Below are 13,209 nucleotides of genomic sequence, written 5' to 3'. Positions count from 1 at the left end.
AAATTAACAGATGAGTAACAAAAAATATGAATAGCCAAAATCAATTAATAGAATATTTTCTAAAACACAATATCAATTATATTAAGACAATGAATGATGGATCTCTTTTAAATGCAAATCAATTTCCATTAACGGGAATAAATACAAAAGGAGCAATTCTATTTGCTGATTTACCGGGTTTTAGTAAATTATGTTGCGAAAAAACACCAATGGAATGTGCATTTTATGCCAATCATTTTTTCTCGTGGTTTGAAGCTGAATCTATTAGGATTTATGGTGGATTAATTGATAAATTTATAGGTGATGAAATTATGGTGTTTTACCCTCATTCAGAATGTAAAATTAATCCGCTAGAAGCTGCGCTAAGATCTGCAGAAAAAATGATTCGTAACGATCCTTTTTCATTTGAACCTAAAATTGGTATCGCATACGGGTTTTTTGCAGTGGCAGTTGTTGGCACTATAAATAATTGGAGTATTTCCTGTGTTGGAAATACAGTTAATTTAGCATCAAGATGCGTCCTAAAAAATAGTGAATCAGGTACAATTGGAATTGCTACTGATAATCTAAACTTAGTAAAAAAAATCTTTAACAATGAAAGTGAATGGAAAATCATTGAAAATCATAATTTCGTACCCAAAAATATGGGAAAAACTAATTTAATTCAAGTTCATAGAAATGCTAACTGGATGCTTTACGGTGATTATTTCGATGATATTGACAAGCATGTAGTAAATGCTTACAAGAAAGGTTATATTAAGGATGATGTATAATAAGCGTGTTGGCAGTAAGTTTGGTTAGTGTTTTTTTGACTGAATCGTACCAATTCAGGGTTTGGGTTGTTTGTTTTAGGCGGAATCTGTTTGATTCCGCCGCACACGCAGAACATTATGTGCAATAAAATTATCTTAAAGGAGTATTTATGGCTAAAAACAATGTAGTTGGTATAGGGGTAAATATCCCTGGTGCAAATATTGAAGAAGTCAGTATTCAATCAAAAGTGTCATTACTTGATTATGATATAGCAATTATTGATCCAATTATATCTAGCTTTTACGAATATTCAAATGATAAATATCTAGGGAAACCATCTTTAAACGATTCAGATTCATTTTCCCTTAAAGAAAAAATTGAATATTGGCGTCGAGAAATTTTAGAAAGTGTTAAAGCAGGAAAAAACATTTTCATTATGCTAAATAGTGAGCAGAATGTATATATCGCTACAGGTAAGAAAAGCTATTCTGGAATTGGTAGGAATAGGCAAACAACTAGACTTGTAACAATTGCCTCGAACTATCATATCATTCCAGGGGGCATTCAAGTTACCAGTTCAAATGGTGCTTCTATGGTTTTAGTGGGAAAAGACAATGTGTTAGCGCCTTATTGGATGGAAATGGGAGAAATATCTGAGTTTCGTATTTTACTAAATGGTGATGGTATTAGACCTTTAGTTCAAACAAAAACAGGACAAAAAATTGTAGGCGGGATAATTCGATACAAGAATGCTGGAGGTAATTTATTCTTGCTACCGTATATTGATTTTGAGCGAGAAAATTACATGTATGAAAATGAAGAAGATGGAAAAGACTACTGGACTGATGAGGCGGTAGCTTTTGGGAAAAAGTTTGTGTCTTCATTATGCTCTTTGAGTAATGCAATTAACACTTTAAGTAGATTATCTGCCAAACCCGTTTGGCTAACACTTGACAGATATACTCTTCCAAAAGAAGATAAAATCAGGAATAAGATAATAAACATTAAATTTAAAATTAATAATCTACAAAAACAGAATGAGCAATACGAACAAGAAATTGCCGATGAAGCTATTTTGAAAAGATTACTTTATGAAAATGGAAAGCCTTTAGAAAAAGTGATACATATAGCTCTAAAAATAATCGGTTTCAGTGTTGAGCATTTCGAAAATTCTGAATCTGAATTCGATGTTGTATTTGAATCACAAGAAGGTCGATTAATCGGTGAAGTAGAAGGAAAAGACAAAAAAGCGATAAATATTAATAAACTCAGGCAACTAGAAATGAACATACATGAGGACTTTGAAAGAGATGAAATTACTAACATGGCTAAAGGTGCTCTTTTCGGCAATGCATTTCGGTTAATTGAGCCAGACGAGAGAGAAGAATTCTTCACCGAAAAGTGTTTAACTGCAGCAATTCGAAGCGGAACAGCATTAATAAGTACAATAGATTTGTTTAATGTTACAAAATACCTTTTAAGTAAAAAAGATAATAAATTTGCTAAAAAATGTAGAGAAGCTATAATCGATAAAATAGGATTAGTCTCTTTTCCAGATATACCTAATAAAGAAGTAGTGGCACTTATTAGTGATAGTGAAGATAGCACCTAACAAGCGTGTCGGCTGTAAGGTCTTGTGGTGCTTTTGTCCTGAATCGTACCGATTCAGGGTTTGGATTGTTCGCTTACGACGAAATCATTCTGATTCCGCCGCACACGCAGAACATTAGGTGAAATTTAATTATTCATAAGGAGTCGAAATGCTTTTTAAAAAAAGGAAAAAGAAAGTAGCAAAACAAAAAATTTCAAAAGAAGAAAAAAAGACAATTATGTCGATTGGTGAAAAAGTTAAATTTTGGGAGCAACAAGATAAAATAAACAATGAGTTGATTCCACGAGTACTAAAAAATCATGAAATGATTTCTAAACTTACAACTCAATTCTCAAATTTATCTTCATCAGAAATCAGCAGAAAAAAAATAATATTACGAAATTTAACAAAAAACTATCTTTCTTACATTGCAATAATAATATCAATAGTATCGTTAATATTAACGTACATATTTAGGTAATACAATGAAATCATATGATTTACTCAATAGTTTAAAACAAATTGAAGTAGATGATAAGTACTATGAGCAAGCTAAAAATTTCGAGGCATCCTTTAATAAGATGAAAAAGGATGATTTTGTAATTGAAACAGCACTAGTTGCAGAAGAAACTTTTGAAAAAATGTTTGAGTTGCGAAATGTACCTGATGATTTTTTTGACGCTTACAAAGATTCTTTCACTAATTCTGAGATTAATCTTTTTCAGCATTTTAAGGATATTCTAAATAATGATAATATCAGAAGTTCTAAAGGTTTTATCAGTACTCTAAAAGGTAAAATCTTTGAACTTAGAGCAATGGATCAATTAAATATTGAAAATCCTGATATGGATTTTCTACTTGCTGATTCTGCCAATCAACCAATTTGGGATATTAAGGGAATCGATTTGGATAGAGCTGTAGAATTTTTCCAAGCAAAAGTTAGACAACCTAGTTATCTAAGCAGATTAGTAGAAAAAATTGAATCTAATCCTGATGTAAAATTTCTACTTAGTGAAGAATTATATGAAAAGGCAATTGCTAAGTTTCCTGAGTTACAAGAAAATTTAAAACTAATTAACATAACCAATAGTGAATTAACTCAGGAAGTAAGCGAAAAACTAGATGTTTTAATTGGGAATTGGGGTATTGACCTTCCAGATGAATTAGGAGATTGGTTACCTTGGATTGGTGAAATAGTTTTGGGTCTCAAGTTGCTCGTTCAATTAGTTAATAACAATAGAATCTATGAATTTTCAAATCAAGATTTAAAATCTAAAACTGCAATACTTAAAACAATATCCTTATTATCCAAATTTGGTATAAAATCGGCCTTTCTTTGGTTAGGGACTTATGCAGGAGCACCTTACATTCCGCCCTTTGGGGCAATTGTAGGTGGGACAAGTGGTGTAATATTAGGTAGATCTATATCAAAAATGATAGACCCTCATTTGCAACAAATAGTAAAATTGCTACTAAATATTGATGAAGATGCAATGTTCTATTTTTCTAACAAATTTAATGTTGATACGATAGGATACAATATGTTGAATATTGATTTTGAGAATAAATGAGCTGGGAAATGCTTCCCAGTTTCAATTTATCAAGAGTAATTATGTGGAAACCGCACATGATACCGACCATGATACCGACCATGATGCAAAGTACATTGCAGAGCAAGTAAAGAAGCTAATTCTTGCTATTGAAATAGCTGAGTTAAGCAGAAAAGAAATATTTGAGAAGCTTAATATAAAGCATAAGCCAACTTTCAGGGAAGACTACTTGAATCCATCCAGAGAAGCTGGTTTTGTAGAAATGACAATACCAGATAAACCTCAAAGTAAACTTTAGAAATACCGTTTGACTGCTATGGGGAAGAGGCTGTTAGAAGGTTTGGAGAAAAAATAAATGCTTAATCTGGAAAGATTAAGCTACGAATTTAATTGATAGCAATTGAAAATGATCATCCTTCATTTGATTACGGCGAGACAAGAGGGGGGGGGATTTGAGGGTGTGAAGGTGCGAAAGGGCGAAAGTGTGAAGGGACAAGAAAGTTAAATATAGGGGTATGTATATCTCAAAAAGGGCAAAAAAATAATGTTTTGCTGTAATTGATTTTACTGCAGTGATTTATGACATTACACTTTCCTTACATTTGCTGAATAATGTAAAATGTAAAATTAAATGTGTTAAAGATAATACAGACCAAGGGGAATAAACGAAGGGGTGATTTAATGTAATGTAATCCAGAGCTGGTTATCCGTCGTGCAAGACTATGGATGATTTTCAAAAGCTATGGGTACGCATAATCCAAATCAGGGATGATTTGGCTACATTTAGTTAAGTAATAGGATTGAGGACGACAATTATTGCCGCCCCCAGTCCAAAAAATCTTAACTCAATATTTTTTTTACTTCAATAATACCATTCTGCCGGAGAAAACTTTTCCTTCTGCTCTTAATGAGTAATAATATATTCCACTTGGCTGAGATTCAGCATTCCAGATTATCTTATGATCACCAGCAGCTAATTGCATATCAAGAAGATTATCGATCAATTGCCCTCTGGTGTTATAGATATTCAAAGTAACCTGAGTAGATTCTGAAAGATTAAAGGCAATTCTGGTTTCCGGATTGAAAGGATTAGGATAATTTGCTACTCCTAAAGATAAACCTGAAAGTTCATCTTCATTATTACCAACAGGTTCATAAGTGAAATCTACGCTGATCAATTCTGATTCTGAATCAGTATATACAGCACTTACAGCAGCAGTATAGGTAATTCCTGCTTCCAGATCCGTCAACTGGTAACTAAGCTCTGTGGTGTAATCCAAAGGTGTCTGCATATCGTCCAGATAAACATTGTAGCCTTCCAGATTTCTAGGGGGAAGAATCGGTTGTTCCCATTCCATATGTCCATTCACGGGATCAACAGTAAGTCCATCAGGTTGAAATGGATATTCTACAATTACCACAAATACAGAATTGGAAGGACCAGAGATCCCTTCTTCATAAACTGCTAAAAGATAATATTCATAGGTAATATAATCCCATACATAGTCATCGAATTCTCTGACCCCTGCATCATCAATTTCAGCCAGAAGTTCATCATTTCTATAAAGCTCAAATCCCGTTAAAAAGCGGTCATCAGGCATTTCCCACTGAAGATTTATTGTATATAATTCTACTTCGGCTGTCAAATTGACCGGGGCTGGCAATAAGGGACCAGGAGTACCAATTGTTCCATCCTGATTAAATCTTTGAGCATAAATGCCATCACTGCCACTTCCCCAGGAGATAACAAAGCCATCAGAAGGGATAAAGCCACCATCCAGATAAATTATATCTGACATGTCAGTGTGCATTTTTTGAGTTTGCATATCAGAAATTATCAGGGTTTCATCCCAGACAATATCCCCCTCTGGATTGACTCTCTCTGCTAATATCTGTTCATTGTTAAAGTTACCCCAGGGATAGGTTGAATATGTAACCACTACATCTTCACCAAATGGACGCAAGGCAATAATTGTTCCTCCCGTTGGCTGGATATTTGATATTGTTACTCCTTCATTTCCATAGAGCAATTCACCATCTGAATTAATCTTCTGTCCCACGATACCTGAATTATTCTGACCAGGATCTGTTTCTTCCCAGTAAACACAAATATTCTCATCTATCGGCTGAAATATCACCTGAGGATAATATTGATTATTAGCTCCATGATCACCCACCTGAATACCATCAGTAAATATTGCTGTGCCGTCTGTGGTGATATGCTGTGCATAAGCCCGGCTGATATTTTCACTATTACGATCATCATGCCAGGCTATCACTGCTCCCCCGGAACCATCAGGAGCCCAGGAAAATACCTGATTCCAGGCAGAAATACCCGAAGCATCAGAAACAACTGCCGGGGCATCCCAGACAGGAGCACCACTATTAGCATACTTCTGGATATAGACAAAGCGGTCAGGTGCCCAATATGGTCCTGAATCCACAAAATATTTCATCAGAAAATTGCCTTCACTGCCATCATTATCAGCAGCCATAAGCTGGGGCCAATTACTGGTTTCTGGTTCATTGATGATGATAGGAGTTTCCCAGTTCTCAGCACCATCAGGAGAAATACTGCGAGCGATTATCTGATATTCATCAGACCAGGCAAAAATGCAGTTATTATTGGCAGTAACCGTAACTTTTGGTGCAACATTAAAATCCCCATTAGAGAGGTTTATGCCGTTCCCACCCCAGGCAAATTCACCATCAGGCGTAATTTTATAACCAAAAATATCAAGCTGATCTTCCCCTTCACGGACATCATTAAATGCCATTATGGCATTACCATCATGATCTACTGTCATATCCCAATCTGTGAGCCAGGTCATCTGCGTGTGATCACTCACCAGAATCCCATTTTCGTCCCAGACAATGTTTCCCTCAGCATCAAGGTATTGCAGGCGCATATTGTAATTTCCGGTGCTATTGCTCCACCAGCCAATATATGAACTGCCATCAGGATTCTGAGCTGTTTTAGGAATGGTTTGATCTCCACCCAGATTTGAAATCTGATTATTAAATTCGGGGTCTTCGCTCCAATCTGCCTGCAGCAGACTAAAGCATAAAATTAATACAAATAAAATTAGCTTTTTCATTACAATCTCCTTTTTTTCATTAGAATTAAACTTTCTTCATATTCCATAACTTATAACAAATAAATAAGTAAAAATTACACAAAACATTATCCATAGTTGAACACGCTCAAATTCACATATTTTAATCTAAAGAACTATTTTAACCAATTTCCAGCCTAAAACTATCTAAAAAAAATCTTCTTCTTAGGTTTTGTATTTCAAAAACCAAATTTCGAATCTCTTTAAGTTCCATTTTTAGGATATCATGCGGAATCCATTTATACTATATCTTAATGCAATAACTGTGCCAAACCAAAAGCTACTGATATATAGCACCTTAGGGTTTTACTCTTAATTAATACTGTACGCCTGCGAACACCTGCACGTTCAGCACCGAACACTTTTTTGGGAGTATCCTGCCATTATTTGCTAATCGCTCAAAATCCTTGACTTATTGTTACAATCTCTGGTTACTATTCAGCATTTTCAGTATAAAATCATTGTTATTAGTAAATCCTGAATTTCTCTAAGTTCATTAGTGAGATGTGTTTTATTTAGTAATAACTTAATTGTTATCAGTCTGGGAATGATATATTCTGTTATCCTCAATTTTGCCCGTAGTCTGCAAAGATCAGGTTTTCAGGATAATCTCCTTTTTTGTCATTAAAATTCCAGATATTCCAGGGGATTTGCTGCCCTAGCGTCTCTACGAATTTCAAAGTGCAGACATGGTTCATCTACTAAGCCGGACTGTCCGGATTCTGCCAGGATAGTTCCCTTTTCCACCGTATCACCTAATGTTACCAGTAAATGATCATTATGGCTGTAAATGCTATAATAGCCATTCTGATGATCAACTATTACCACTCTCCCACTGCCGCCATTTCTACCTGCAAAAACAACTACACCTTTATCTACACATTTCACTTCTGTACCAATATCTACAGAAATATCTATTCCATCATTATGAAGCGTTAAGCGTTTGCCTTCTGCCTGATAGTCACCATAACCGCGAATGATCTTCCCCTCAACAGGCCAGATCAGTCTTTCATAAGTGAACTTGTAGGAATAATCAGGTTTATAGGAAGTCTTATTTTGCAGTCTTGCTATCAGGTCATTCATTGCTGCCTGAGCTTCTTCCAGCTCTCTCTTACGTTTCATTGCCTCCTGGTATTCCTGATCCAGCGAGGTTACTTCCTTATCGATAATGATCAATTCTTTCTGATATCTGCTTTTCTTCTTTTTGGATACTATCTTATTCCACTGCACATCTTTAAAGTATTTTTCATCTTTTTTCTCTTTCGTTTCCAGAGATTTACGACTACTTTCGAGACTGTTTATATCAGCATTAACGGTTTGCAGTTCTTCTCCGGCAGCTTCCAGACTTGTTGCCAGAATCCAGCTGTCCGCAGATGGATATAATATACTGGCATAATGACTTATCACCAGAGCACTACTCAGTTCATAGGCAGAATTATATAGTTCTTGAACAGTCTGTTTTTTGGAATTAAGATCTTCATTTGTATTTTTCAATCTTTGGCGGGTCTTATCCCATTCTTCCTGAGCTTTGCATTGATTGGTTTCCAGTTCACAAATAGTACTTTCCAGTTTTTGTTTCTTTGCCCGCATTTCTGCTTTCTGAGCTTCTTTGGCAGCTTTCTGATTTTGATTCTGCTCAATGAGTGTATCCATCTGCTCCAGTTCACTATTCAATTTCTCAAGTTCCTGCTGCTTGTCAGATAATTCATCAGCATTTATATATATTGCACTCAATAAGATTATGACGATCAGAATTCTGAACATTATCACCTACTTCAGTATGATAAATTTCCGCTGGCTGCGATAGTTCCCAGTTTCCATTGCCAAAAAATATACTCCGCTGCTAATCTGCTTTCCCTTTTCATTATCCATTTGCCAGCAGATATTATGCAGACCTTGAGTATATTCCTGATCAGTCAAGTTCTTTACTTTCTGTCCCTTAATATTATAGACATTAATTATAACTTTACCGGGATCTGATACGGCAAAATTTATCTTCATCTCAGATCTGCGGTTATTATTTTTTACAAAAGGATTAGGTGACACAGGGTATAGTTCAGTAATAAACGGTATCTCCTCACTTTCCAATTCACACCCGATTTCTCTGCCATTCACTTTCAGACTGATTTCCTGTGATTTTACCTGCCTTTTCAGTTGCAGTTCCACGATCTTATCACCTTTACAAAGCTCATTTGGGGATGCGATGGCAAGCTTATAACTCTCCTGCTGATTATCTGCCCAGAGCAGATCATCACTAATTATTTGTGCCTGAGAGACAACTGCCGGCATTTCCAGATCAAGACTAAAGACATTTCCCTTTGAATAAACGCTGAGATTGTTACCAGTCTGGCTGATCATAATATCTCCCTGGGGAGCGATTTGATTTTCACGCATTTCCACTGGAAATTCTTCTATCATATCTATACAATACTGCAAAATAAGAGCAGCATCATAACTGTCTATTGTATTATTACCATCCACATCAGCTGTGATCAATCGCCATTCATCCCATGGTAAAGGTGCCACCAATGGTTCTATCCCCACACTGTATTGCAGCACAATAGCTCCATCATAAGCTTCCACCCCATCTTCCTTATCCACATTTCCATATTCCCACACACGAGGATAATCTACATAAAAAGTTCCATTTACGAGCCCATCCTCATCCGGCTCAAAACTAAAATCTGTTTCCAGATCAAGATCATAAATCTCTGATCCTGCTTCCAGCCAGACATAATAATCCAGACTTATCTGATCAAAGTGGACACTTATATCAAAATCACTTTCCGGTGACCCTGATGCAGTAAAATCAAATGCTCTCTGGCCTTCATCGTCAAACGGTTCCCCAAATAAGGTGTGAAAACGTGAAGTGGGATAGTTCATACCCATGGTTGAAAGATATATTTGACAACCTTCTTCCGCAGGCTTTGCCGGTAAGGCAGGAAAATCATATATTGCATCAAAGTCATCACTGCTGTTTCCAACACTACCCATACTGATCTCTGAATTATCTCCTCCCTGACTCAAGCTTACATCTATTTGCCAATCAGGTACTATTACAGGCACATTTAATCCTTCATTATAGGGAATGATCTCTGCCAAAATTGCAAAAGCTGAATCTCTGAAATTATATACATAAAAAGATTCTCCTGGCTCTACCTCAGTTACAGACTCAAACAAACTATCTCGATATGCATAAATTTGTTTTGAAATACTGCCTACCTGAACCATCTGCCGGTAGCTGTATGTCCAGGTGAAATAATGAAATAATAATCCATTGATTTTCATCGCAGCCGGGTGTGGATTTGGCATCAGATTCCATCCAGGCTGCAAAAGCATTGTAATATTACCACTTAAAATATCACTATTTCCGCTATATTGACATTCTTGAGGTAGATCCAGCCAGTAACCTTTGCCATATTCAAGACTATCTGCTGTCAGGTATTCCTCACCTGTCCATTCATATAATTCAGCATCGGTCCCAAAGATATCATCTACTGCCAGCTCTTCATCCGGCCACACACTGGCAACATTGTGCCAGCCAGGTGACAGGTCATAATGATACTCCAGAGGTACAATCCCTATCTGATAATCCGAAACGGCCATATTGTAGTTACCATTAATACTGTGATATGCTATCCGCAGATTTGCATCGTGTATTGTAACATCTTCTGGAGCAGTCCAAAAAATATTTTCAATATATTCAGTCATAGTATCTATGATCACAATTTCCTGCATCCCGTTATTGAGCACAAGTGATGCAAAATCTATCAATTGTGGAAATAATATCTGCACCTGGGTAGTAACTTCATCCCCAGCCTGGTAAATAGTATTAGAATGACCAATGAAATCCAGATCAGGCTGCACATTGCCTACATGTAATTGCAAAGAAGCAGCACCCACAGCACTCATAACCACCTCATCAGGAAACTCATCATTCAGGTTTAGTAATTCTCCAGTATAGTTATTTTCCAGATAGATAATTTCATAATCAGGAAATTCATCATCAATTTCAATTGTGAGAATCTCTCCTTCTTCAAACTGCGATCGCACCTCAATCGCCCAGGTCTTCCAGGTTTGTCCCGTAAGGTAAAATTCCCTGACATCACGCTTATACCAGTTCTGAGTCCATTCCGGATGATAGATCCTCGTATATAATTCCTCTCCCAGATAGGGTCCGGATAATTGATCAAAATATTCATCAAAGCCGTCAGTTGCGTATTCATTTCTGCAAAATGATATTGAGTCAATTATTGCTTCATTACTGAAATAGACCTGATATAATGTCCTGCAGACGGTAAATACTTCCTGATCAAAGAAATATTCCGTGCCCTGGACGTTAATGGCACTTATTTTATAACCATACCAGCCATAAAGCTCTGCCTGATCATCAGTATAGACGAAATCCTGTCCGTTAATATTAGTGCTTACAAGTGAAGGATCAGTTTCCCAGCTCGCATGAAGCTGCCAGTTAGTATTAGGCATAATGCAACGGTAAACATTAAATCCCATATTACCCGACTGCTGCTCTGCTTCCCAATATAATTGACTGTAATCATCCAGTCCAATTCCTACCAATTCACCGATCACAGCAGGAGTCGTATATACCAGTAATTCCTCCGAATAACTCACATTATCATTATAATCAATTGTTGCTACCTGGATATAATATCCTGTATTGATCTCCAGATCACCTATATTGATCTGATCTGCCAAAGGACTTGCCAATTCCTGATCAATTTCCCGGTCATAATAGGGTGATATTTCAGGATCGATTGGCTCAGTATCTATATATATCCTGTAGGTATAAAAATCATAGCAGGGCTCTGGCTGCCAGTTCACTTCCAACGAGTTTTCCTCAAATTCTGAAAACCATAAACTATCCACTGCCACCGTCTCCAAGCCATCATCCAGCTCCAGAACATCCGGCAGAATTGCTCCCATATCAGTTACCCAGCGATCGTACCAGTTTCGAGTATTATCATAGCGACTTTCCAATTCCCATTCTCCGCTGGCATAATCAAAACCGTAAAAAAGATTCAATTGATAAGTATTTTGCAGAAATTCATTCGGTAATTCGTCCATTTCCATATGAAAAAAAGGGTCGTAAACATCATAGCTGTTCCAGTCCTCAATAGCAAATTCCCTGAATGCTCCTCCCACTCCAGGAAGATCAACGTCATCATTCACTACCAGCATGGTGTCATCATAAACAAAATAAAATGGATAGAGCGAATAATTAACAGCATAATAATCATTGATATAGCAATCAAAGTAATTGCCATATTCATTAGCAGGGATCATTAGATAATCTCCCTGATTGATCAGATCATAATGAAGATCAGAAAGGTCTCGAGTCGGTAAATTTGGATTGGAATGAACTACCGAAAGCTGACAGTTTGCCCTGTTTCCATGCCGGTTCCAGTCATAACTATGTATCTGAGCAGAAAATTCTCTGCGGAAATTCTCCCTGATATAATCTGTAGCCTGCCTGCAGGCTACTATCTGCGGATGATCATCGTTTCTGGATGGATCACTTATTGATTTACCATTTGTATAGCTGCCCACCTCTGTCCATTCCACTTCCCTGCCGGCTCCGCTGATATACCAGAACATGGCATCCCATGCCAGCAGGCAATCCAGTGAAATAGTTGTGGTAATATAATCATCATTAGGATGAGGAGTTGATAGTATCACAGGTTGTGATGCTTCAGGATTAAAAATATATAATCCCCAGCCATAACCAAAGGCACCGATCTCATCATCATATTCCTCTTCTGTCCCATTATCATCATAATACTGCTCATCTACATCTTCCCGCAGTATCTTAAAATTCCTGCCGCTTTCCAAATCCGTGAAATCCACTACTTCATAGGGAAAACCAAAGCTGTCTATTAAAGCCTCAGCTTCCTCAAGTTCTTCATTGATAAATGCGGCATACACAGCTCCCCACTGCAGCAATTCTTCTTCATCCGGGATATGAAATGCTCCAAATCCCTCTGTTTGCTCTTCCCAGGGTGCATATAAATTATATCCATTCCTTGCAATTCCCTCAGCAATATGACTCACCCAGTTGTCATAAGTGCAGTCTGGTGCTTCTCCATATAGAAAATTCCTTAAGCTGTCCGTCTCCACAGTAACTCCCTGCAAAACCCAGACTGAGCATAATAAGATCAGTATAATAATTTCTTTCTTCATA

8 protein-coding genes are annotated in these 13,209 nt (G+C 36.8%); 5 read left to right on the top strand and 3 right to left on the bottom strand.

Annotated elements, in window-relative coordinates; genetic code table 11:
* Positions 1–26: 26 nt before the first annotated feature.
* The 5 genes from RAO94_07320 to RAO94_07300 all read left to right on the top strand — a co-directional run bounded on the left by RAO94_07320 (position 27) and on the right by RAO94_07300 (position 4,192).
* Complete coding sequence (locus RAO94_07320; GenBank protein MDP8322142.1) at positions 27–773, top strand: adenylate/guanylate cyclase domain-containing protein; 747 nt, start codon at positions 27–29, stop codon at positions 771–773.
* A gap of 149 nt (positions 774–922) precedes the next feature.
* Positions 923–2,365, top strand: coding sequence for a hypothetical protein (locus tag RAO94_07315; GenBank protein MDP8322141.1), 1,443 nt, complete (start codon positions 923–925; stop codon positions 2,363–2,365).
* A gap of 148 nt (positions 2,366–2,513) precedes the next feature.
* Entirely contained in the window at positions 2,514–2,825 is a 312-nt protein-coding gene (locus RAO94_07310) for a hypothetical protein (GenBank protein ID MDP8322140.1), read from the top strand.
* 4 nt (positions 2,826–2,829) lie between these two features.
* Positions 2,830–3,915 carry a hypothetical protein gene (locus RAO94_07305; protein ID MDP8322139.1) on the top strand — a complete coding sequence of 362 codons (1,086 nt, stop codon included), beginning with the start codon at positions 2,830–2,832 and terminating at the stop codon, positions 3,913–3,915.
* Positions 3,902–4,192 (top strand): hypothetical protein, encoded by a 291-nt coding sequence (locus RAO94_07300; protein ID MDP8322138.1) that lies wholly within the window; start codon positions 3,902–3,904, stop codon positions 4,190–4,192. The genes RAO94_07305 and RAO94_07300 overlap by 14 nt, the downstream gene beginning before the upstream one ends.
* A 559-nt stretch (positions 4,193–4,751) precedes the next feature.
* On the opposite strand, the gene RAO94_07295 is transcribed toward RAO94_07300, so the two are convergent.
* The 3 genes from RAO94_07295 to RAO94_07285 form a co-directional block, all read right to left on the bottom strand.
* A complete protein-coding gene (locus RAO94_07295) occupies positions 4,752–6,992 on the bottom strand; it encodes a T9SS type A sorting domain-containing protein (GenBank protein ID MDP8322137.1) in 2,241 nt (746 codons plus the stop codon).
* Between the two features lie 642 nt (positions 6,993–7,634).
* The gene (locus RAO94_07290) at positions 7,635–8,774 is read right to left on the bottom strand and encodes a peptidoglycan DD-metalloendopeptidase family protein (protein ID MDP8322136.1); all 1,140 of its coding nucleotides are present in this window, start codon (positions 8,772–8,774) and stop codon (positions 7,635–7,637) included.
* Between the two features lie 6 nt (positions 8,775–8,780).
* Positions 8,781–13,208: a T9SS type A sorting domain-containing protein gene (locus tag RAO94_07285; GenBank protein MDP8322135.1), complete on the bottom strand. Its 4,428-nt coding sequence runs from the start codon at positions 13,206–13,208 to the stop codon at positions 8,781–8,783.
* Position 13,209: the final 1 nt, after the last annotated feature.

It is taken from the genome of Candidatus Stygibacter australis, assembly GCA_030765845.1.
Lineage (GTDB): Bacteria > Cloacimonadota > Cloacimonadia > Cloacimonadales > TCS61 > Stygibacter > Stygibacter australis.
This window is presented reverse-complemented; position numbering and strand designations above follow the sequence as displayed.